The sequence below is a fragment of the Myxococcales bacterium genome (assembly GCA_016706225.1).
In the GTDB taxonomy this organism is placed as follows: domain Bacteria; phylum Myxococcota_A; class Polyangia; order Polyangiales; family Polyangiaceae; genus JADJKB01.
On the sequence record JADJKB010000012.1, the window covers coordinates 241,220 to 262,934 of the forward strand.

The 21,715-nt window shown below is 64.9% G+C and carries 22 protein-coding genes and 1 pseudogene; 12 read left to right on the top strand and 11 right to left on the bottom strand.

Features of this window, described 5'->3' with window-relative positions:
- Nucleotides 1-65 precede the first annotated feature (65 nt).
- Nucleotides 66-1,331 (top strand): IS110 family transposase, encoded by a 1,266-nt coding sequence (locus IPI67_20855; GenBank protein ID MBK7582634.1) that lies wholly within the window; start codon nucleotides 66-68, stop codon nucleotides 1,329-1,331.
- Between the two features lie 27 nt (nucleotides 1,332-1,358).
- Here IPI67_20855 and IPI67_20860 read toward each other — a convergent pair whose 3' ends face one another.
- From IPI67_20860 to IPI67_20870, 3 genes are all read right to left on the bottom strand, one after another.
- On the bottom strand, nucleotides 1,359-1,682 hold the full coding sequence (locus IPI67_20860) for a type II toxin-antitoxin system RelE/ParE family toxin (GenBank protein ID MBK7582635.1): 324 nt from the start codon (nucleotides 1,680-1,682) through the stop codon (nucleotides 1,359-1,361).
- Entirely contained in the window at nucleotides 1,682-1,912 is a 231-nt protein-coding gene (locus tag IPI67_20865) for a hypothetical protein (protein ID MBK7582636.1), read from the bottom strand. The genes IPI67_20860 and IPI67_20865 overlap by 1 nt, the downstream gene beginning before the upstream one ends.
- Nucleotides 1,913-2,200: 288 nt before the next feature.
- A complete protein-coding gene (locus tag IPI67_20870) occupies nucleotides 2,201-2,368 on the bottom strand; it encodes a hypothetical protein (GenBank protein MBK7582637.1) in 168 nt (55 codons plus the stop codon).
- A 1,419-nt stretch (nucleotides 2,369-3,787) separates the two neighbouring features.
- Here IPI67_20870 and IPI67_20875 point away from each other — a divergent pair.
- The 7 genes and pseudogenes from IPI67_20875 to IPI67_20905 all read left to right on the top strand — a co-directional run bounded on the left by IPI67_20875 (nucleotide 3,788) and on the right by IPI67_20905 (nucleotide 7,404).
- The gene (locus IPI67_20875) at nucleotides 3,788-4,018 is read left to right on the top strand and encodes a hypothetical protein (protein ID MBK7582638.1); all 231 of its coding nucleotides are present in this window, start codon (nucleotides 3,788-3,790) and stop codon (nucleotides 4,016-4,018) included.
- Nucleotides 4,015-4,323: a type II toxin-antitoxin system RelE/ParE family toxin gene (locus IPI67_20880; GenBank protein ID MBK7582639.1), complete on the top strand. Its 309-nt coding sequence runs from the start codon at nucleotides 4,015-4,017 to the stop codon at nucleotides 4,321-4,323. The genes IPI67_20875 and IPI67_20880 overlap by 4 nt, the downstream gene beginning before the upstream one ends.
- Nucleotides 4,324-4,533: 210 nt before the next feature.
- A complete protein-coding gene (locus IPI67_20885; protein MBK7582640.1) occupies nucleotides 4,534-4,743 on the top strand; it encodes a type II toxin-antitoxin system HicB family antitoxin in 210 nt (69 codons plus the stop codon).
- Entirely contained in the window at nucleotides 4,744-4,968 is a 225-nt protein-coding gene (locus tag IPI67_20890) for a type II toxin-antitoxin system HicA family toxin (protein ID MBK7582641.1), read from the top strand.
- Nucleotides 4,969-5,067: 99 nt separating this feature from the next.
- A pseudogene (locus IPI67_20895) lies at nucleotides 5,068-5,535 on the top strand (transposase).
- A 640-nt stretch (nucleotides 5,536-6,175) separates the two neighbouring features.
- Complete coding sequence (locus IPI67_20900) at nucleotides 6,176-6,463, top strand: hypothetical protein (GenBank protein MBK7582642.1); 288 nt, start codon at nucleotides 6,176-6,178, stop codon at nucleotides 6,461-6,463.
- Nucleotides 6,463-7,404 carry an IS21 family transposase gene (locus IPI67_20905; protein MBK7582643.1) on the top strand — a complete coding sequence of 314 codons (942 nt, stop codon included), beginning with the start codon at nucleotides 6,463-6,465 and terminating at the stop codon, nucleotides 7,402-7,404. Before IPI67_20900 ends, IPI67_20905 begins: the two co-directional genes overlap by 1 nt.
- A gap of 477 nt (nucleotides 7,405-7,881) precedes the next feature.
- On the opposite strand, the gene IPI67_20910 is transcribed toward IPI67_20905, so the two are convergent.
- Entirely contained in the window at nucleotides 7,882-8,697 is an 816-nt protein-coding gene (locus IPI67_20910; protein MBK7582644.1) for a hypothetical protein, read from the bottom strand.
- Between the two features lie 191 nt (nucleotides 8,698-8,888).
- Between IPI67_20910 and IPI67_20915 the strand changes: the two genes are divergently transcribed.
- Complete coding sequence (locus IPI67_20915) at nucleotides 8,889-10,013, top strand: IS110 family transposase (GenBank protein MBK7582645.1); 1,125 nt, start codon at nucleotides 8,889-8,891, stop codon at nucleotides 10,011-10,013.
- A 500-nt stretch (nucleotides 10,014-10,513) separates the two neighbouring features.
- Nucleotides 10,514-11,476, top strand: coding sequence for a hypothetical protein (locus IPI67_20920; protein ID MBK7582646.1), 963 nt, complete (start codon nucleotides 10,514-10,516; stop codon nucleotides 11,474-11,476).
- Nucleotides 11,477-12,278: 802 nt separating this feature from the next.
- Here IPI67_20920 and IPI67_20925 read toward each other — a convergent pair.
- The 5 genes from IPI67_20925 to tnpB all read right to left on the bottom strand — a co-directional run bounded on the left by IPI67_20925 (nucleotide 12,279) and on the right by tnpB (nucleotide 16,659).
- Nucleotides 12,279-13,754, bottom strand: a complete 1,476-nt coding sequence (locus IPI67_20925; protein MBK7582647.1) for a hypothetical protein — start codon at nucleotides 13,752-13,754, stop codon at nucleotides 12,279-12,281.
- Between the two features lie 381 nt (nucleotides 13,755-14,135).
- Nucleotides 14,136-14,348 (bottom strand): type II toxin-antitoxin system HicB family antitoxin, encoded by a 213-nt coding sequence (locus IPI67_20930; GenBank protein MBK7582648.1) that lies wholly within the window; start codon nucleotides 14,346-14,348, stop codon nucleotides 14,136-14,138.
- Nucleotides 14,345-14,530 carry a type II toxin-antitoxin system HicA family toxin gene (locus IPI67_20935; GenBank protein MBK7582649.1) on the bottom strand — a complete coding sequence of 62 codons (186 nt, stop codon included), beginning with the start codon at nucleotides 14,528-14,530 and terminating at the stop codon, nucleotides 14,345-14,347. The genes IPI67_20930 and IPI67_20935 overlap by 4 nt, the downstream gene beginning before the upstream one ends.
- 818 nt (nucleotides 14,531-15,348) lie before the next feature.
- Nucleotides 15,349-16,089 carry a transposase gene (locus tag IPI67_20940; protein MBK7582650.1) on the bottom strand — a complete coding sequence of 247 codons (741 nt, stop codon included), beginning with the start codon at nucleotides 16,087-16,089 and terminating at the stop codon, nucleotides 15,349-15,351.
- Between the two features lie 201 nt (nucleotides 16,090-16,290).
- Nucleotides 16,291-16,659 (bottom strand): IS66 family insertion sequence element accessory protein TnpB, encoded by a 369-nt coding sequence (gene tnpB / locus IPI67_20945; protein ID MBK7582651.1) that lies wholly within the window; start codon nucleotides 16,657-16,659, stop codon nucleotides 16,291-16,293.
- Nucleotides 16,660-17,369: 710 nt separating this feature from the next.
- On the opposite strand from tnpB, the gene IPI67_20950 reads away from it, so the two are divergent.
- Nucleotides 17,370-18,635, top strand: a complete 1,266-nt coding sequence (locus IPI67_20950; protein MBK7582652.1) for an IS110 family transposase — start codon at nucleotides 17,370-17,372, stop codon at nucleotides 18,633-18,635.
- Between the two features lie 43 nt (nucleotides 18,636-18,678).
- Here IPI67_20950 and IPI67_20955 read toward each other — a convergent pair whose 3' ends face one another.
- Together IPI67_20955 and IPI67_20960 are read right to left on the bottom strand one after the other, a co-directional pair.
- Nucleotides 18,679-18,999 carry a hypothetical protein gene (locus tag IPI67_20955; protein ID MBK7582653.1) on the bottom strand — a complete coding sequence of 107 codons (321 nt, stop codon included), beginning with the start codon at nucleotides 18,997-18,999 and terminating at the stop codon, nucleotides 18,679-18,681.
- 224 nt (nucleotides 19,000-19,223) lie between these two features.
- On the bottom strand, nucleotides 19,224-19,580 hold the full coding sequence (locus IPI67_20960; GenBank protein MBK7582654.1) for a DUF2750 domain-containing protein: 357 nt from the start codon (nucleotides 19,578-19,580) through the stop codon (nucleotides 19,224-19,226).
- Nucleotides 19,581-19,685: 105 nt separating this feature from the next.
- Here IPI67_20960 and IPI67_20965 point away from each other — a divergent pair, with 105 nt between their 5' ends.
- Nucleotides 19,686-20,810: an IS110 family transposase gene (locus IPI67_20965; GenBank protein MBK7582655.1), complete on the top strand. Its 1,125-nt coding sequence runs from the start codon at nucleotides 19,686-19,688 to the stop codon at nucleotides 20,808-20,810.
- The last annotated feature ends 905 nt before the right edge of the window (nucleotides 20,811-21,715 follow it).

Consider the following 21,715-nt stretch of genomic DNA (forward strand, 5'->3'; position numbering starts at 1 on the left):
CCATATTGCCTTCGCTGGGCGCGGCCGCTGCATGTCCCGACCAGAAGAATAGCCGAGGAGGTCGCATGCAGAAAAGTCTCGACGAATTTGCCGCATTCATCGGGTTGGACTGGGCCGACAAGAAGCACGATGTCTGCCTCAGTGTCCCTGGCAACGAGGGTCTGGAGCGCGAGGTCGTTCCTCACCGCCCGGCCGCTCTTGAAGCGTGGATTGCTCGACTCCGTGAGCGCTTCGCCGGTGCCCCGGTCGCCGTGGCCGTCGAGCTCGAGGAAGGCCCGATCGTCTCGGCCTTGCTCGAGCACGACTTCATCGTCGTCTGCCCGGTGAGGCCCGGCACCGTCGCCGGCTACCGCAAGACCTTCGTGCCCAGCAACGCAAAGGACGACCCCACCGACGCAGAGCTGATCCTGGAGCTGCTGCTGCGCCATCCGGAGAAGCTTCCGCCACTCAAACGGGAAAGCGCTCCCATGCGACAGCTCCGCCGTCTCGTCGCCGAACGCCGCGCCTTCGTCGAGGACCGGGTGCGCATCACCAACCGCATCACGGCTGCACTCAAGGCCTATTACCCGCAGGTTCTGGGCTGGTTTCGCGACAAGTGGACCGACGTGTTCATCGACTTCATCGAGCGCTGGCCGACCCTCCAGGACGCCCAGAGAGCTCGCCGCGAGACCGTGGTCGCGTTCTTCCACGGCCACAACGTTCGACAGAAGGCCGTCATCGACCGCCGCCTCGAAGAGCTCCACAGCGAACGGCCGCTCACGACCGACGCTGGTGCCATCGAGCCCGCTCGGTTCATGGTCCAGCTCCTTCTGCCGCAGCTCCGTGCCGTCTGCGCCGCCATCGAGCAGTTCGACGTCAGGATCGCGACCTTGGCCCAGTCGCTGCCCGACTTCGAGCTCTTCGACTCGCTCCCTGGAGCCGGTCCTGCGCTGGCTCCTCGACTGCTGACTGCCTTCGGCGAGCGTCGCGAGCGGTTCCCCACCGCCGCTGCCGTCCAGAAGTGCATGGGCATCGCGCCGGTCACCGAGCGCAGCGGGAACAAGAGCTGGGTCCATTGGCGCTACGCCTGCACCAAGTTCCTCCGCCAAACCTTCGTCGAGTGGACCGAGCAGACCATTCCGCGCTCGTTTTGGGCCAAGGCCTTCTACGAGAAGCAGCGCGCCAAGGGCTCGTCACACAACGCCGCAGTCCGCTCCCTCGCTTTCAAATGGATCCGAATCATTCACCGCTGCTGGCTCGACCGAACCCGCTACGACGAATCACGCTACCTGACCGCACTCCAAAAGCGTGGCTCCCCCCTGCTCGCGTTTGCGGTGCAGCAAGCTCAGTAGGGCTTGCGGTCCGCCTCAGGGCGTGAGTTAGGCGGCTCCGTGAAATGTGACCTGACCCAGATCGGGACCGGCGCCCCGCACGGCGCTCCAGACGGCGAGGATCATGACCATGTCGCCGTCGGTTACATAGTAGACCTGATAGCGAGTTGCGCGGAGCAGTGTGCGGCGAAGGAACGGTACGTCCGGGTGCGCGATGCGGCGCCCGAGACGCGGCATGGCGTCCAGACTTGCAACCGCTGCGCGGAATTCCTCGAAAAATAGATTGGGTGCCGCTTGGCGATTGAAGCGCCACCAATCGTCGATGGCCTCGAGTTGGCGGTCGGCTTCAGGCGCCGTGACGACGGTCGCCATCAGCGTTTTGCTGCGAGACGATCGAGAATTTCGTGCGCAGGACGAGCGCGACCGGCGCTCACCGAGCTCCACGCTTGGGTGATTGCCTTGCTCAGCACAGCGCGCTCGCTGTCGTCGAGCTCGTCACCTTCGTCGTCAACCACGAGGTCGAGCACGGTGCCTTCGGGGAGTTCGGTGGGCTCGTCGAGAACGAGTCGACCGCTTTGAACACGTGCGCGCAGCGACGACATAGCTGGAGGGTACCACCGCGTGGGCGGCCCGCCAATCGCAGGCGCCATTTCCAAAGCACGGGCGCAGCGGCTGGGTCGCTGGGTCCGTCTAACGGGATGACGTTCACCCGCGAACGCCAGGAACATCGTAGCAGAGCGCGAGGCGCTGCAGAGGCGGGCGAGTGCCGAAGACAGAGTGGTCGCCCGCCGGCGCGGAACGGACGGTGAAACTCGCCATGGCCGGCGTTCGTCGGGTGGAACGTCGAGTTAGACGGCGACAGTCGCCACGGCGACAGTCGTGGTGGGAGATCACTTCCGCTCTGCGGCGGCGCGACTGCGCGCGTGAGAACGGTATGCGAGCACCGCCGACACGGCAAACGTAACGGTCGTGAACAAGAAGGCGCCGTACCAGAGCGAGAGGTTGCGGTGCGCGCGGTCGGCCGAGTACCCGGGAGACGCGGCGAAGGAACCGACCATGGCGATTGCGGAGGCACTGAAGCAGGCGCCAGCGAACGCAACGATGGCAACAGCGATGTGAGCTCGCGTGCGCATAATCAGTTGGGCGCCTTTTCGGCCGGATAACGAGACACACGTTCACCCGCGAACGCCGAGCGTCAAGTCGTCAGTCGGCAAGGCGCGACAGACGCGGGCGAGTGCCGCATCAGAGTGGTCGCCCGCGGAAGCGGAACGCACGGTGAAGTCGGCAGGGCCGGCGTTCGGCGGGTGCAACGTGAGTTATGCAGTGCGGGGAACTAGCGGGGCGATTCGCGATGTCCCTATGGCCATCACGGGCCTGACATTCGAACAGAGACATCGAACTCTACGCGGACAGGGCTGCGCGCGCGCTTCAGGCAGTCTGCTGCGCTCTGCGACAAGCTGGCGCCGCCGGCGAGCTCCGCGCCTCCTGGACCAATTGTCAGCACGGAGTCTACCACCTCCGGCGGGGATCGTTCGTTCATCAAAGCGCGGAGGTAGCAACCTTGAATGATTGACGACAACTCGTTCCCGTTCGCGGTCGCGTCAGGTCTCGCGGGTCTAGCGTCCGCGCGCACCCATGGGCCACCGCGCAACCAGGCGGCCCCCAGGGCTGTGCTGCGCGTGATGCTGGCAACCCGCCAGAATTCGCCGTACTCAAAACCTCCAAACCTCAGAAGGAGAACGGACCAGTGCCCACACGCTGTCGACCCCTCACACTCGAGCTGGATCACCGCCAGTGCGCGGTCGTTCGATTCCCGAAGCGCCCTGGCCTCCGTGGCGTCGACCGCACCCGGCAGAGCCTCGACGAAACGCCGGCAGCTGCCGGTCTTGCACCAAGGCGCCGCCTGGTACTCCAGAACGAAGGCGCGCCCTTCACCAAGAGCCGCAAGCAGATGCGACACTAGTTTCGACGGGACGGAGTACATCTCGCCGTCGCCAGGACGGACAATAGGCCCTGGTTCTTCGGCACGAGCCGCGTCGAGCGACGCCGACGGCGCAGCGTGTTCAGTCCCGCCGTCGGAACTGGCGGCCCACGCTGGAGCACTGCGTGTGGCGCAGTTCGAAAAAGCCGGAAGCGGAACGCAGCCAAGCACCCCGATCCAAGCGAGCCGCGACCACCCGCTGGCTCGCACCCAACCATGCAGTCGATGTCCGGCTGAGGGCAACATGAGCTGCATAACGGGATGACGTTCACCCGCGAACGCCGGCCTCTAAGATAGCAGAGCGCGTGGCGCTACTCACGCGGGCGAGTGCCGCATCAGAATGGTCGCCCGCGGAAGCGGAACGGACGCAGGGGCAAAGCCAGGCCGGCGTTCGTCGGGTGCAACGGCCAGTCATGCAGTGCATGGAAATGCGCTTCGGCTTTGGCGTCTGACAGACGCTGGCGATGTGACGACCATCACGCTAGGCTTGGCCTCGATGTTGACCATGAAAGCGCGTGTGCGAAACGGACGCTTGCGGCTGGACGAGCCGTATGAGGCGCCGGATGGCACTGAGGTCGACGTGGCGATCATCGACGACGGAGACGAGCTCGACGACGAGTCACGCGCCCGCCTCCACGCGGCACTCTCGCGCGGGCACGAGCAGATGGTGCGCCGCGAGGTTGTACCTGCGGATGAAGTGCTGTCGAAGCTCGGCACGCGCGGATGAGCCGGTACCGGGTCGAGTTCGCACTGGTTGCCGAGGAGCAGGTCGAGGCGATCCAGCAGTGGTGGGTGGAGCACCGACCGGCCGCGCCACGCCTCTTCAAGGAGGAGCTGCACGCCGCCGTGCGTTTGCTGGAGGATTGGCCTGAGCTAGGAACCGAGTACACCGCTGCGCCAGTACCCGGCGTGCGGCGCGTCGTGATCGGCGCGTCCCGGTATCACGTGTACTGGGAGGTTGATTCGGCCTCCAAGACGGTGACCATCACCGCGGTGTGGTACGGCGGTCGGGGCGCCGGGCCTCCGCTGTAGCGTGGCCCCAGCTGCATAACGAGACACACGTTCACCCGCGAATGCCGAGCGTCAAGTCGTGGGTTCGCGAGGCGCTTCACACGCGGGCGCGTGCGGTATCAGAATGTTCGCCCGCGGGCGCGGGACGGACGGTGAAGTCGGCAGGGCCGGCGGTCGACGGGTGCAACGTGAGTTAGGCGGCGTGAACCTTCCATGGTAGTTTTCGGCTACATGCGAGCCTTTACCGCAGTCGTCGAGCGCGATGCCGACACGGGTCTGTACGTCGGGTACGTGCCAGGGTGGCCGGGGGCGCATTCGCAAGGCGCAACGGTGGATGAGCTCCAGGAGAACTTGCAAGAGGTCATCGCGATGCTGCTGGAGGATGGGGAGCCCAGCCTGGAATCCGAGTTCGTGGGGACGCACACTGTTCGGGTCGCATAGGTGGGAGACATCCCTGTTCTCAAACCGCGCGAGGTCGTGGCCATTCTCGAACGGCTTGGCTTCGCCGAAGTTCGCCAGCGCGGGTCGCACAAGCAGTTTCGTCACCCGGATGGGCGCGTCACGACGGTCCCGTTCCACGCCTCACGGGACATCTCGCCAAGTCTCCTCCGGAAGATCGCTCACGACATCGGAATGGACGTTCGTGACTTTGTCGCCCGGCGGTAGCTCGACCGCCTAGTCAGAATGGAACGACTGGCTCGAGTTCACGAAGTCGTAGGTTACGCGCTGGATAGCGCGCAGAGCTACACGTGAAAGGAGCCGGTCATGGGCAAGGTTACACGATACGTCGGCATGGACGTCCACGCGGAAACGATTTCAGTAGCGATCGTCGAGGGTCGCGGTGTCGCGAGGTCTTTGGGGACCATCGCGAATCGGCCTGAGGCCATCCGCCGCCTCATCGGCAAGCTCGGCGACGCGAGCAGTCTCCGCGTTTGCTACGAGGCGGGCCCGACCGGGTACGTCTTGTACTGGCAGCTCACGAAGTTGGGCGTGGCATGCGAGGTGGTGGCGCCATCGTTGATCCCGACCAAGCCGGGCGATCGAGTCAAGACGGATCGACGCGACGCGGAGAAGCTCGCGCGTTCGTACCGCAGCGGAGATCTCACAGCGGTCTGGGTCCCCAATGCTGAGCACGAGGCGCTGCGGGACTTGGTTCGCGCTCGTGAGGCGGCAAAGAAGGACGAGCTGCGAGCGAAGCATCGGCTGAGCAAGTACCTGCTGCGGAACGGCCAGCGACAGGCAGAGTGTCAGCAGCGGCCTGACTGAGCACCAATCCCACCGAGACCACCGGGACCCGGGTCCGGCGACGTCGGTGGCGTGATGGGTGCCAGGAATTGGCTCGGGCTCGGGGTGGGACGCGACGCTGGTCGGCATGGGCCGAGAAGCGAAACGGTGCACGGAGTGTCGCAGGTGGTTCCAGCCAGCGGCTTCGGCGAAGCTGGGGCAGCGAGTCTGTAGCAAGGCGTGCCGCGCTTCTCGGCGTCGCAAGCTCGCTCGACGCCGCCGACACAAGGCTCCGCTGCTGCATCGGGTCGATGCGCGATTGCGCCAGCAGGAGCGCCGCCAGCGGCTGCGCGAGCGGGGTTGTCACGCGCCACCTCGCGGCGGAAGTCCCTGGAATTGCAGCTCGAATTGCGCGCTTTCGTGGACGGCGCTTTGGAGCTGTCACGCGCCACCCTCGAGCGAGGATTGCCCAGGATTTTGGCTCGATCAGCTGCCTCTTCGTGGACAGAAACCGGACCGCCGGGGGCAGTGTCACGCGCCACCCTCGCGCCATAACCGCCGGAGATGATGCGGATTATCCGGGTTTTCGTGGACGGGATGTCACGCGCCAGGCTCGTCACGGACGACCGGCGCAACGTGCAATCGGCCCATGAGATCCACCCTCCACCCCGAGACACTGGCGCAAGCGCCCGAGCTCGCGACGCTGAAGTCGCTCGAAGTGCTCTTGCTCATCACGACGCGCGCACTCGTCGCGGCGCATCCGACTCTGATCGACGACGCCTCCGCGCCCTGGCGTCGCGCTCCGCGCTCGGTTCGCAAGGCGCGCAATCTCGTGAGGCGGATCGCCCCGCTTCGCCGTGCGCTCGAGAGCTACCGCACGGCGGTGCTCGACGCGCTCGCTCCCGCTGACATCGACGACAGCGACATCCCGTTCTGATGGCCATCGACGCTGACGCTGTGCGGGCAGAGGTCATGCGCCTTCACTACTTGGAGCGGCTGAGCATCCGGGCGATCGCGCGCCGGCTGGGGCTCGCCAGGCGTACAGTGCGGCGCCATCTGGGCAAGTTGCCCCCGCGTGAAACATCCAATCCGGCGCCGCGACCCTCGCTGCTCGATCCGTTCGCTCGGAAGATCGAGTCGATGATCGAAGGCTCGCCGGAGCTTCGTGCGCCGCAGATCCTCGAGCGGCTTCGTCCACTGGGCTACACCGGCGGGCTCAGCATCTTGCGCAGCCGCGTGAGAGCGCTGCGGCCAACGACACCGCGAGATGCATTTCTCACGCTGGACTTTGCGCCGGGTGAGGCCATGCAGGTCGACTGGGCAGACTTCGGCTTCGCGATCCCGGGCGTGCCTCGGCGCGTCAGCGCCTTCGTGGCAGTGCTCTGCTACTCGCGGCGCTTGTACCTGGAATTCGTGCTCAGCCAGCAGATGGGCTCTTTCCTTCGCTGCATGGACCGCGCGCTGGAATTCTTCCAGGGCGCCACCACCGTCGACATCTTCGACAACATGAAGACGGTGGTGCTGGAGCACCCGCGCTCGGGCCCGACTCGCTTCAACCCCCCCACATGCTCTCCTACGCCGTCGCACGCGGCGGTTTTGCCGTCGTTCGCCTGCTCGCCGGGGCACGCTGCGGCCAAGGGCCGAGTCGAGCGCCCGATCCACTTCGTCCGAGATCGCTTCTGGACGGGACGACGCTTCTCGAGCTTGCTCGACCTCAATGCCCAGGGGAGCGCGTGGCGCGACGACTCTGCAATCTCCGAGAGCACGCCGAAACCGGCAAGGTGCCCGAGCTCGTCTTCGAGCACGAGGAGCGCGCGCGGCTCAGACCGCTGCCTGCGACGCCCTTCGATACCGACGATGTCGAGTCGGCAACGGTAACCAAGACGTTTCGAGTCCCCTGCGACCGCAACAGGTACTCGGTCCCGTGGCGTCTGGTCAGCCAGAGCGTCCTGGTCCGTGCCAACGACGAGACCGTACGGGTGATGCTGGGCACCAAGTGCGTCGCGGAGCACGCTCGCTGCTGGAGCATCAATCAGGACGTCCGCCAGGAGTCCCACTCCCGCGGTCTGCGCGAAGCGAAGAATCCCGCTGACCCTGCCGCGTCGACTCGTGATCGCTTCGGTGACACAGGCGAGCAGTATTTCAAGTTGCTCGCCGCATCCTACCACTTCAAGAGGTGCCTGGAGCGCCCGCGCGCGGGGCTCATCTGCTGCAATGACCTGTTGGCCACGCCGTCAGCAAGTCGGCGGGGCGCTGACCGAGGCCGGCCCGTGTGCTGCAGACAGTGTGTCGCCGGCCGGTGCGGAATGGGCGGTGAAGTTGGCAATGCCCGCGCTCGGCGGGAGCAGCAGCGAGTTAGACGGCGCCAGGTGTAGGCGGCGCAGCAGGAGCAACCGGAAGCGTTCTCACGGGAACCGGGGCGTCCCGGCCCGCAGCGATACCGAGAAGGATCATCCGGTAGTAGCCGAGTGAGTAGTCGAGTAACTCGCCCATTTGGTCCCCAGCGCAGTCGAGGGGCCTCTCTCTCAGAAAACGCGGAGCCTCTTCCTTGAAACGCTGGATGAAGCTCTCGATCTCGTCTGCTTCGGCAAGGTGGCCTTCATAGAACTCACGTGGTGAGTAGACCTCTACTCCCTGGTCGATCGCGAGCTTGCGCAACCCGCTCGCTTCCATTCCTCGGGGCGTATTGCCTTCATTCGTGATGAGTGGAACGCCATGGGTTTTTGCGTACTCGAGCAGCGCGCGATCAGCCGCACTTCCGACCTGGTTGCCTGGAAGCGTCTCGACGCTTTGGACCGTCGCGTCGTCGATTGAATAGGGGTCCACGGTCAGGGTCCAGTCAGGCAACAGGTAGTCTTTTACGAAATGGAGTGCGACGGGAACGAAGTACCCGCAAGCGGGGGACCCTGGTGCTGCCGGAGGCGCTTGCTGAATCATCAACCGCACGCCCTCGCCCAGTAGATTGTACGTGTTCGCCCTGGTCCGGTTTAGATAAATGGCGAGCAGCGTGGACTCGCGTGCGCGAGCAAGCCGATACGTTACCGCCGGGTCGAGCATCACGTCGTCGCCACGGTGGGCATGCAACCGATCGACGGTCGTCATGAGATCATGCCAAGACAGAATGTCGAGCAGCACGTTCGTGTCGAGGGCGATTTCGGGATGTGAGGCCATCTCGGGCGCGCTTTGACACGCGTCGCGCCACTCGTCAAACGTCGCTATGACATTGAACGTCCTGGCGACGCGGTTGCAGCGACGACCACCACAGCGTCCGCCTAGTCAGAATGGAACGACCGGCTCGAGTTCACGAAGTCGTAGGTTACGTGCAGGGCAGCACGCAGAGCTACACGTGAAAGGAGCCGGTCATGGGCAAGGTTACACGATACGTCGGCATGGACGTCCACGCGGAAACGATTTCAGTAGCGATCGTCGAGGGTCGCGGTGTCGCGAGGTCTTTGGGGACCATCGCGAATCGGCCTGAGGCCATCCGCCGCCTCATCGGCAAGCTCGGCGACGCGAGCAGTCTCCGCGTTTGCTACGAGGCGGGCCCGACCGGGTACGTCTTGTACTGGCAGCTCACGAAGTTGGGCGTGGCATGCGAGGTGGTGGCGCCATCGTTGATCCCGACCAAGCCGGGCGACCGAGTCAAAACGGATCGACGCGACGCCGAAAAGCTCGCGCGTTCGTACCGCAGCGGAGATCTCACAGCGGTCTGGGTCCCCAATGCTGAGCACGAGGCGCTGCGGGACTTGGTTCGCGCTCGTGAGGCGGCGAAGAAGGACGAGCTGCGAGGGAAGCATCGGCTGAGCAAGTACCTGCTGCGGAACGGCCAGCGACAGGCAGAGGGCTGCCGCGGCCCGTGGACAGTGACGTGGTGGCAATGGGTTCGAGGGTTGACGCTGCCGTACGCTGCGCAGAACGTCACTCTGCTCGACTACATTCTAGCCGTCGACCACGAAGCCCAACGGCTCGTGCGTTTGGAAAGCGCAATCAACGAAGCTGTGCTGACTGCGCCGACGGAAATGAAGGCAGTCATCGACGCGCTCCAAGCGCTGCGCGGCGTTGCGAAGATCACCGCCATTACGCTTGCCACCGAGCTAGGGACGTTCGCCAGGTTCACGTGTGCCCCCCAGGTGATGAGCTACACCGGCCTGGTGCCCTCGGAGCACTCGAGTGGCGCTCGAGACCGTCGCGGTGCGATCACCAAGGCCGGCAACGCACATCTTCGCCGGGTCTTGGTCGAAGCGGCATGGCACTACAGGCATCGGCCCAAGCTGAACGTGCGCCAGAAGCAGCTTCAGGGGTCCCTCACGCCACAAGTCGCTGCCATCGCCTGGAAGGCTCAAGAGCGACTGCATCGACGATTTTCGCGACTGACCAGTAGGAGCAAGCCAGCCGGCAAGGTCGTCATCGCGATTGCCCGCGAGCTCGTCGGCTTCATCTGGGCCATCGGCGTCGAGGCCGAAAAGAGAAAGGAGCGCAGCGCCTAACCGGGCGCCAGAACGGTGAACCGGATCAGTCAGTGGTCGAGCCCGGCAACGGCACGGAGAATCCTCGAATTCGTTATGCGGTTCCGACCCGCGAGCCTAGTCAGAGGCAGCTCCCGACGGACCATGAACATGAGGCGAGCTCAGCTCGACCCTCGGATATCAGCGTGATCAACCGTCGATAACGCCCACCTCGACCACCGTCTCGTCCGCTTCACTCTCGACAACGAAAGCAGATCCTACCGAACAGACCCTCGTGAGCTTGACGGGTCGTTCCATATCAACGAGACACACGTTCACCCGCGAACGCCGAGCGTCAAGTCGTCAGTCGGCAAGGCGCTGCAGACGCGGGCGTGTGCAGCATCAGAATGTTCGCCCGCGGAAGCGGAACGGACGGTGAAGTCGGAAAGACTGGCGTTCGGCGGGTGCAACGGCAGTTAGACGGCAGTTCTTGCGCAGCCGCCAATCTTGTCGGCCGCTGCTCCGGGGCACAGTATTGGATCATGGCCCGCCTGGCGTTTGTGCGTGACTGTCTCTGCTGCGTGACGCTGCTTGGGTGCAGTGATTCAAAACACGATATGCCCGGCACCACTGGAGCCTGGGAGTCGCGCGCCGACGCTCCGGTGTTGCTCGGAGGTCACGCCGCCGCTGTGGTTGCGGAGCAGGTGTACGTTGCCGGGCGCCAGCCCACGGACAAGTTGGATCGGGGCGTGCGCATCTACGACCCTGCTGCAGATGCGTGGAGCTCGGGCGCTGATCTGCCTGAGCCGCGGTTCAATCTCGCGGTGGCGGTGCTGCACGGAGACACGTACGCGCTGGGAGGCTCATATGGGTACGACTCCCACGCTCAAACGACCGCGTGGATGCTGCCCGCTGGAGCTGCCGGGTGGGCGCCCATCGCCGACCTCGGTGATCAGCGAACCAGCGCTGCCGCCGTTGCGCTCGGCGGGAGGGTGATATTGGTCGGTGGCTCGAGCGAAAACCAGATCCTGAGCAAGACGCTCGAGTTCGACCCGACGACCAAAGCCTGGTCGGAGCTCGCGGTGCTCCCGACGCCGCGCGCGTCGCTTGCTGCAGTGGTGTACGGGGAACGGCTCTATGCCCTAGGCGGATACGTGCAATCGGCGAGCACGAATCACCCGAGCGCGGCCCTCGAGAGATACGACCGAGCCACCGACACCTGGGTGACGCTCCCACCGATGCCCACGCCGCGGTCTCACCTCGGTGCGGCGGTGCTTGGCGGACGCATCTACGCGATCGGCGGGGTCGGGGAGTACAACACCCAGCCGCTGCGTACGGTGGAGGTGTTCGACCCAGCCACTGAGACGTGGCAAGACGGTGAGTCGCTGCCTGTCGCGCGTGCCGGTGCGGCAACGGTAGTGTGGCACGAACGAGCGTACGTCATCGGCGGCGCAGAGAGCTTGAACGAACCGATGACAGGGTCGGTCCTGGCGTTCAGTCCGTGAGGAGGCGAGTCCGCCTAACGGGATGACGTTCACCCGCGAACGCCGAGACAGGAACATAGCAGACGGCAAGGCGCTGCTCACGCGGGCGAGTGCCGCTGATCAATGGTCGCCCGCGGGCGCGGAACGGGCGGTGAAGTCGGCGAGGCCGGCGTTCGGCGGGTGGAACGTGAGTTATGCGGCTACGCATCGGATACTTGTGCAAGGAGCGCTCACCGCCCGATGCTGCACCCCGCCGGAGATGTGCAGCCTTTCTTCTGTTTGCAGCAAACTGTGCCCGCCGCGCAGCCGCCGACGAGCCCAAAACACTCACACGCTGAGCCTTGCTCGAGATTGCACCATCCGTGGCATGGTGCTCCGGCGCAGCAAGCGGTGATGGCGCCAACGCCATCGTCTGGTGCGCAGCTCCCTCCGCCGCCTGAGCCAGCACACGTTGAACCTGCGGTGCAGGACGAGAGTCCGGCACAGCATAGGGCTGGCGGACTGCACCCGCCGCTCACACCGAAGCAGTCGCACTTGCCGGAGATGCAATAGCCGAAGCAGGGGCTCCCCTGACAGCATGAAGCGTACTGGCCGGGCGAGGCGGCGTCAGTGTCGCACGGATTGAAGGCGCCTCCAGTGCCCGCTGCTCCGCCAGACGTGGCCGAGCTGCCACCCGACCCGCCGCTCGTTCCGGCAAAACCTCCAGAACCGACACCACCACCGCCGGTATCAACGCCAGCGTCCGCCCCGTTCCGAGGATCAGTGGTGGTTTCGCCGCAGCTAAGCGCTGAACACAGCACCGCGCCGACAGCAACAAGCGCCGCTATTCGAAGAGGAGCGCGCTCACATGAAGTGGATCTTGCGTGTACTCCCATTGCTGACTGCACTGCGGTGTGGAATCCGAAAAAGCGCGGATGTACGTCGTCGCTTCCGCGACCGACTGGCGAGGAAGCGGCTTGAGATCGTCGTAGTCACCCCAGTATCCGCGCCGGTCCTGACAGACCGGGCGGCTCTCGATGAGGGTCCGAGGCACGAATGCGGGTGCACCGCTCGGGAGGACGGCAAGTCGCCCGGCCCGAACTGCGATCGTCGCCGCGTCAGGCTCAAGGCGATCGTAGTAAGAGACGGTCCAGTTCGGCTCGAGCTGCGTCCCGACGATTCTCGTGCCGCCGAAGGATATGACCGGGTGGAACTGGTCGCTGCTGGTCGGAGAAGTTCGCCAGGAAGGAATGACTTCACAGGTTTCGAGGAAGAACGAACATCGCGAACCCTGGAGGTAGTGGTGGTTCGTAGCGGGATCGAACCTGGTGAAGACGAATCGCGCCTCGCCCTGCAGCAACCCGTCCGGTGAGATGGCCTGGCCGATGTCGAAGCTGAACTCTGGCGAGGAGCGCAGAACGTATCCGTTTCCCATTGGGACGTCCGCCCGGGGATCGAGGGTGGCGCCAGGCGCTGCGTCTTGGGGTGTCGTCCAAGCGGCCCCGTTCCACATGCTGACGGCCAGGATCGCGCTCGGACCGGTGCCGACTGCGGTTGTAACCCATAGTCGGTTCAGGTTGTCGAACACCAGGCGGGGGTGAGCGGAGACCGGAAGCCCCGCGAACGGACGTGGGAGAAGCTGAAATCCGGGCTCATCCCCGAAGGCGCTTCCCACCCAAACGTCGGTCTGCCCATCAGTGAAGTCCCAATACGCGGCGAAGACCTGGAAGTTGCCCACGGCCAGCGCTCCGCCATCGTAGAAGTGCTGGTTGCGAGAAACGCAGCCGTAGTTCGCGAAGGTCTTTCCTGCGTCAGTGGACCTCGCAATGCACGCTCCGCCGAGGTAGCTGTCTAGGGGGCCGTCTATCGGTCCCACTTGCGGAAACTTCGAGTCCGGGACAGCGACGTTCGAAATGAAGACGTAGGAAGGGGCGAGCGAAGCGTGCGCAATGGCGGGATCGCCCCAGAGGACTGCCCAACCGGGAGGTGGGTCGATGGGGGGCACATGCGTCCACGTCGCGCCACGATCCTCGGACCACGCCCAACCAAGCGCGCTCGCGCCACGGAAGACCTCACGCGAGAACTCGTCGGGGTAGCTGATTAGCTGGTTCTGATCGTTGAACGTAATCGTGATGACCTCGTCCGTCGCTCCGGGTGAGGGGACCACGCTTACGTTGATCGCTGTCTCTGATTGTGAGTAGGCGACGGTTGGACTGCCGGGTTCTCCCGTGACGCTGAAGGGTGTTTCCGGCGCGCACGCAGCGGTCGTCAGCGCAAGGGTAACGGTGGCTCCGACAAAACCGCGCCCGCGCCCGCGCATCAATCAACGGTAGCTGGATGGCTCCGAATTGTCGAGGCCACATCTGCTGGGCTGTCGTCGGCATCCTGGGAGGTCGCGTCAAGTGCCCTCGCCCCCCGCGGTGCACCGCCGGTGCCGGCGGCATCGCCCTGGCGTCGCCTGGTCGAAGCAACCTGGCGCGAGCGCGAACAGATCATGAAGGCGAGCGATTCAACGCGATGGGACATCGCTCCTGCCCATGGCCGCATAACGGGATGACGTTCACCCGCGAACGCCGAGCGTCAAGTCGTCAGTCGGCACGGCACAGCAGACGCGGGCGAGTGCCGCAGCAGAGTGGTCGCCCGCGGAAGCGGAACGGACGGCGAAGTCGGCAGGGCCGGCGTTCGGCGGGTGCAACGTGAGTTATGCGGGAACGTCAACGTACGTCGAAGACGTGTGTGGCGAAGGCAGGGGCAGGCCTTCAGCCTGCAGGCCCTCGATGTGGAATGCCACGGCTTCAGCCATCTCACGTTCGGTGTCTTCGCGTGTGGGGCCAGCGGCGACGCAGCCGGGAAGATCTGGCGAATACGCCGAGAACCCAGTCTCGGTCTGCTCGACGACAATCAGGTATCTCATCGGAGGCCAGCTTGTTTTAGCACGCTGTTCAGGGTTCCGGCAGCCAGGTCATCGCTGGGCTTGCCAGCGACGGTGACAAGCCCGGGCTTTGTCGGGTGCTTGTACTGTCGGTGGGACCCGCGCTGCCGGACCTGCGACCAGCCATCGTTCTCGAGAAGTTGGATGACGTCGCGGATCTTCATCGCGTGAATTTCTTCGCCGAATAACGAGACACACGTTCACCCGCGAACGCCGAGCGTCAAGTCGTCAGGCGGCAAGACGCTGCAGACGCGGGCGAGTGCCGCATCAGAATGTTCGCCCGCGGAAGCGGAACGGGCGGTGAAGTCGGCAAGGCCGGCGTTCGGCGGGTGGTGACCGATCAGCGACGCCGGGATGCGCGGCGCGTGGAATCGTGCGTGGGGCTCAGCCGAGGGTCTTCTTGAACGCGACCGGGGTCAGGGCCTCGAGCGGAAGCGCGAAGACATCGCGGTGGGTTCCGAGGCGCTCGAATGCCCAGGTGAGATAGGCCTGCGCGGGAACACCTTGAGCCCGACAGGTGGCGATGATGCCGAGGAGCACGCAAGCGCGGTGGGCGCCTTCTGTGCTGCCGGCGAAAAGCATGTTGAGGCGCAGCTTGGCGACGTTCTGGAACTCGCGCTCGGTGGGAGAGTTGTCGATGGGGACCAGCGGGTCGTCGACGAAGCGGAAGAGCGCGTCCCGATGGTTCTTGTAGTACCGAATCGCCGCCGCCAGCGGCTCGGAGGGCAAGAGCGTCGGCTCGACGGCGTCGCGCCAGCGCTCGAAGTCCTGGACGATGGGGCGAATGCACCGCTGGCGATGTTCTCTGAGAGCCTCTCCGACCAGGCCGAGCTTCTGCGCCTCTCCCTCTTCTCCGTAGATCGCGCCCAGGAATTTGCCGCCTTCGAGAGCGAGCACCGGCTGGGTGTCTTCTGCGTCGCGGAACTTGCGGCGGCCGTGCGCATTGCACCCGGCTTCGAGCACGCGGCCTGAGGCGAAGACTTCATTGAAGCGATGCTCGGCATCGGCGGTGAGGGTGCCTCGGAAGGGCCTGAGCTTCGCGGCGACGACCTGGCCGCTCTTGTCGGGCTCGTACTGGAAGACCGCGACCTCGTGGTTTCGATAGAGCTCCACATAGCCGTTGTGCGCGGCGGGGAGTCTTGATGATGACCTTCAACCCGGTGCCGTCGGTGGCCATCCAGGAGCCGGCGAGCAGCTGCTTCCAGTGCAAGCCGTCGACACCCGACAGCAGGTCGGCAGCGCGCTCGATGAAAGTCACGAGCGTGCTCATCGCGACGGGAATGCCGCGCTCGGCGAGGTCACGCCGAATGCGGTCGAGCGGAGTGAGTAGCCAGAACTTCTGGTAGACGAGCCACGCGAGCCACTCGCACGTGACCTTCGAGCGCTCGTAGGGCGCAGGCAGAGAGCGCAGCGTCGTGCGCTCGCCACACGCGCGGCAGCGACACGTGTAGCGACGAACCACGCGCCGGCGCTGGTGCTCCTTGACGACGTGGAGCTTCTCCTCGACGAGCTCGTCGACAACGTCCAGGGCAGCGCCGCCGCACTCGCCGCACGCATCGGGGCGGAGCTCGTGCTCTTCGGCTTCGAGGTGGCCGGGGATCGGCTTGCGCCCCGTGGGCCTCGCCTTCTTCTTCGGCGGAGGCTCGATGGCGGGCTTGTCGGGGGCCTTGGGGCGATCCTCGAAAGCGCGCCGGGCTTCTCCCCTCGACGACGGGCGGAGCAACGGGCGGCGCTGCAGCGCCGGGGGCAGGAGCCTTTCGCTGCTTACGCTGTGCTACGGCGAGCAGCTCCGAGACGCGCTCGTTGAGCCGTGCGAGCTCGGCGATGAGCTGCGCGACTTGCGCGCGGAGGGCCTCGCTCTGCTTGCGGAGCCTCTGCATTCTCCTTGCGCAGCGCTTCCAGGCCGTCCACGGACGAGTAGAGATCATACCTGGAGATCCGTGTCGATCCCCTTGCGTGCTTTTTCGAATCGAGGCCGCCGGTACCAGCCGCGCCGCGCCGCTGTGAAGTCGATCCCGGCCAGCAGCGAGGCGAACGCCGAGCCGTCGATCACCACCTGCGGTTTGTCGCCGTCCAGCAGCGGAAGCTGAAAACTCCCAGCCTCGAGCCGCTTGGCGAGAACACACCAGCCCGACCCGTCGAACCACAGAGCCTTCGCGATCCGCCTGCGCTTGTTGAGGAAGAGATACAAGTGGCCGTCGACCGGATCGAGCCCCATGCCGCGCACGGCGCCGGCGAGAGCGTCGAAGGAGCCGCGCATGTCGAGCGGGGCCACCGCCACGAACACGCGCACCGTCGGAGGAAGGCTCAGCACGAGCGCAAAGCCTCGAGTACCCGGTGCAGCGTCTCGACCGAAACGTCGTCGCCGAACTCCACCCGAGCCCTGGCAACCTCGAGAACGTATCGACCCCTGCCAGCCACGGCGACGCTCGGCGAAGCGGGAACGAGTTCTACCAAAGCGCGCGCCATCGCTTCCGCCTTCGACTTTCGCCGTCGCGGCCGAGCGCCTGGGTCCCGTCGCTCGAGATTCACCCGCCACGCATTCAGAGACCGCCCGTCGATGTCGTGCGCCCGGGCCCACTCTCCGGCGCTCAGGCCCTTCCGCTTCGCTGCGGCCAGGCACCGGCGCGCCTCTGCCTCGTCCTCGATCTTCCGTCCACTTGCCACTGATAACCTCCGCTTCGCAGCCGAGCCTGGCGGCCACGTCCGCGGAAATCATCCCGGTGTCGCTGATGGGTCACGGCGGGTGCAACGTGATATGGCCGCTCCGTTCTGCTTCTCAGACTTCTGCTCAGACCGGAGGATGGAAAGCGGGACATGCACCCGCGGGCTACGAATCTGCAACGTCGAGCAGTTGATGCTCTCTAACTCGCATTCGAACCCGTGGGTGTGCCTCGCCTGTAACGAATCCTCAGGGGAAGCCGCTCGAACCGGCTCACCATATTGCCTTCGCTGGGCGCGGCCGCTGCATGTCCCGACCAGAAGAATAGCCGAGGAGGTCGCATGCAGAAAAGTCTCGACGAATTTGCCGCATTCATCGGGTTGGACTGGGCCGACAAGAAGCACGATGTCTGCCTCAGTGTCCCTGGCAACGAGGGTCTGGAGCGCGAGGTCGTTCCTCACCGCCCGGCCGCTCTTGAAGCGTGGATTGCTCGACTCCGTGAGCGCTTCGCCGGTGCCCCGGTCGCCGTGGCCGTCGAGCTCGAGGAAGGCCCGATCGTCTCGGCCTTGCTCGAGCACGACTTCATCGTCGTCTGCCCGGTGAGGCCCGGCACCGTCGCCGGCTACCGCAAGACCTTCGTGCCCAGCAACGCAAAGGACGACCCCACCGACGCAGAGCTGATCCTGGAGCTGCTGCTGCGCCATCCGGAGAAGCTTCCGCCACTCAAACGGGAAAGCGCTCCCATGCGACAGCTCCGCCGTCTCGTCGCCGAACGCCGCGCCTTCGTCGAGGACCGGGTGCGCATCACCAACCGCATCACGGCTGCACTCAAGGCCTATTACCCGCAGGTTCTGGGCTGGTTTCGCGACAAGTGGACCGACGTGTTCATCGACTTCATCGAGCGCTGGCCGACCCTCCAGGACGCCCAGAGAGCTCGCCGCGAGACCGTGGTCGCGTTCTTCCACGGCCACAACGTTCGACAGAAGGCCGTCATCGACCGCCGCCTCGAAGAGCTCCACAGCGAACGGCCGCTCACGACCGACGCTGGTGCCATCGAGCCCGCTCGGTTCATGGTCCAGCTCCTTCTGCCGCAGCTCCGTGCCGTCTGCGCCGCCATCGAGCAGTTCGACGTCAGGATCGCGACCTTGGCCCAGTCGCTGCCCGACTTCGAGCTCTTCGACTCGCTCCCTGGAGCCGGTCCTGCGCTGGCTCCTCGACTGCTGACTGCCTTCGGCGAGCGTCGCGAGCGGTTCCCCACCGCCGCTGCCGTCCAGAAGTGCATGGGCATCGCGCCGGTCACCGAGCGCAGCGGGAACAAGAGCTGGGTCCATTGGCGCTACGCCTGCACCAAGTTCCTCCGCCAAACCTTCGTCGAGTGGACCGAGCAGACCATTCCGCGCTCGTTTTGGGCCAAGGCCTTCTACGAGAAGCAGCGCGCCAAGGGCTCGTCACACAACGCCGCAGTCCGCTCCCTCGCTTTCAAATGGATCCGAATCATTCACCGCTGCTGGCTCGACCGAACCCGCTACGACGAATCACGCTACCTGACCGCACTCCAAAAGCGTGGCTCCCCCCTGCTCGCGTTTGCGGTGCAGCAAGCTCAGTAGGGCTTGCGGTCCGCCTCAGGGCGTGAGTTAGGCAGCGAGCGCATCATGCTTCCAGGTCCACCAGCAACTCCAGTGGAACACCCTTCTCGGTGTGCTGGCGCATGAACTCGTAGTGGTAAGCGTCAATGGGGTGTTGAGACGTCTTCGTGACCTTGTCAGCTTGCGACAGGTCGGCGCCGCGGGTGTAGTAGATGAGATACTGCCCATCTGCGGCGGATTCGAGGAACACGGATTCCAGTTGGATCTGCTCATCCACAAGAGTCGCTAACGCCTCGACGCGGCGGGCGTTGATCGTGCGAGCCCATTCGCGGACAGCTTCGATGCTGCCGGGTTTGATCCTCGCACGAACGCATCTGGTTTCCATGTCTGCCTAACGATTGTGGCGTTCAGCAGCGAGCGCCAGGAAAAACACCACCCAACAATATCACGCAAGCGCGGGGGTGGCGCCGAGCTTTGCCAGAAGGGAGGCGCTAGCCCCGCGCGGGCAGCCCGAGACGACATTCCCAGAAGGAAAACCGGCGTTCGTCTGCTGCAACGTCCTGTTAGACGGCGCCGTCAATCGAACTCTGCATGTCGAAGCGTTGGTGGTCACTTCTTGGACTGCCAGTACGAGAGATTTTCCCGGAGTTCGGCTGGCGCGATGTCGTACCCCGTCAGACGTTTGCCGGACCAGTTGACGCCAACTCGCAGTCCTTCGTCAGCCAGTTGCGGAATGACCTTGTCGAGGAAGGTATCCAACGCGATGTCGTCGAACGCGTAAGCGCGGAACTTTGGATGCGCGCGCTGGATGGTCTTCAGGCGGGAGAGGCTGGACCAGAACGGAACGGTTTCGCCGTCGGGCATCGGGAAAACGAGGAAAGCATCATCGGAGAGGAACGTGAACACGTGGCCTTCCCGGACGACCTGCTCATAGAACATCGAAGCTTGGGAGGCGGACGCCGTCACCGATCACCTGCCCGTCTAGTCAGAATGGAACGACCGGCTCGAGTTCACGAAGTCGTAGGTTACGTGCAGGGCAGCACGCAGGGCTACACGTGAAAGGAGCCGGTCATGGGCAAGGTTACACGATACGTCGGCATGGACGTCCACGCGGAAACGATTTCAGTAGCGATCGTCGAGGGTCGCGGTGTCGCGAGGTCTTTGGGGACCATCGCGAATCGGCTCGAGGCAATCCGCCGCCTCATCGGCAAGCTCGGCGACGCGAGCAGTCTCCGCGTTTGCTACGAGGCGGGCCCGACCGGGTACGTCTTGTACTGGCAGCTCACGAAGTTGGGCGTGGCATGCGAGGTCGTGGCGCCATCGTTGATCCCGACCAAGCCGGGCGACCGAGTCAAAACGGATCGACGCGACGCCGAGAAGCTCGCGCGTTCGTACCGCAGCGGAGATCTCACAGCAGTCTGGGTCCCCAATGCTGAGCACGAGGCGCTGCGGGACTTGGTTCGCGCTCGTGAGGCGGCGAAGAAGGACGAGCTGCGAGCGAAGCATCGGCTGAGCAAGTACCTGCTGCGGAACGGCCAGCGACAGGCAGAGGGCTGCCGCGGCCCGTGGACGGTGACTTGGTGGCAATGGGTTCGAGGGTTGACGCTGCCGTACGCTGCGCAAAACGTGACTCTGCTCGACTACATTCTAGCCGTCGACCACGAGGCCCAACGGCTCGTGCGTTTGGAAAGCGCAATCAACGAAGCTGTGCTGACTGCGCCGACGGAAATGAAGGCAGTCATCGACGCGCTCCAAGCGCTGCGCGGCGTTGCGAAGATCACCGCCATCACGCTTGCCACCGAGCTAGGGACGTTCGCCAGGTTCACGTGTGCCCCCCAGGTGATGAGCTACACCGGCCTGGTGCCCTCGGAGCACTCGAGTGGCGCTCGAGACCGTCGCGGTGCCATCACCAAGGCCGGCAACGCACATCTTCGCCGGGTCTTGGTCGAAGCGGCATGGCACTACAGGCATCGGCCCAAGCTGAACGTGCGCCAGAAGCAGCTTCAGGGGTCCCTCACGCCACAAGTCGCTGCCATCGCCTGGAAGGCTCAAGAGCGACTGCACCGACGATTTTCGCGACTGACCAGCAGGAGCAAGCCCGCCGGCAAGATCGTCACCGCGATTGCTCGCGAGCTCGTCGGATTCATCTGGGCCATCGGCGTCGAGGCCGAAAAGAGAAAGGAGCGCTGCGCCTAGACGGGCGCCAGAACAGTGAAGCGGATCGGTCAGTGGTCGAGGCCGGCAACGGCACGGAGAATCCTCGAATTCGTTATGCGGTTCCGACCCGCGAGTCTAGTCAGAGGCAGCTCCCGACGGACCATGAACATGAGGCGAGCTCAGCTCGACCCTCGGATATCAGCGTGATCAACCGTCGATAACGCCCACCTCGACCACTGTCTCGTCCGCTTCACTCTCGACAACGAAAGCAGATCCTACCGAACAGACCCTCGTGAGCTTGACGGGTCGTTCCATATCAACGAGACACGCGTTCACCCGCGAACGCGAGGAACATCGTATCAGACAGCGTGGCGTTTTCGCAGGCCGGCGCAAGCCGTAGACAGAGAGGGCGCCGGCCGTCGCGCGACGAACGCTGAAGTCGGCATGACCCGCGTTCGGCGGGTGGAACGCGAGTTATGCCGTGGTGGAACCACGGTTGTTCGGGGCGCGGAGACCGTGAGCGCCATCGTGCAGCACGGCGCCGTGATCTCGGAACTTGGGCGCCAGCTCGCGCGGCTTCTGTTCGCCGCGCCACGGTCGGCAGAACGCGCGGGGCCGCGCACCGCGATTGGGCGAAGGACTCTGAGACCGCAGCGCGGCAAAGGCAGTCGGCAAGGCCTTCGTGATCTTGCGTGATCGTTTCCGGTCAGAAGACAGCGGCATAACGAGACACACGTTCACCCGCGAACGCCGAGCGTCAAGTCGTCAGTCCGCGCGGCGCCACAGACGCGGGCGAGTGCCGAATCAGAATGGTCGGCCGCGGAAGCGGAACGGACGGTGAAGTCGGCAAGGCCGGCGTTCGTCGGGTGCAACGTGAGTTATGCAGGGCGCCACTACGGTGATTCACGGGACTGTCGCTCGCGTCGCCTTGCGACGCTCGGCTC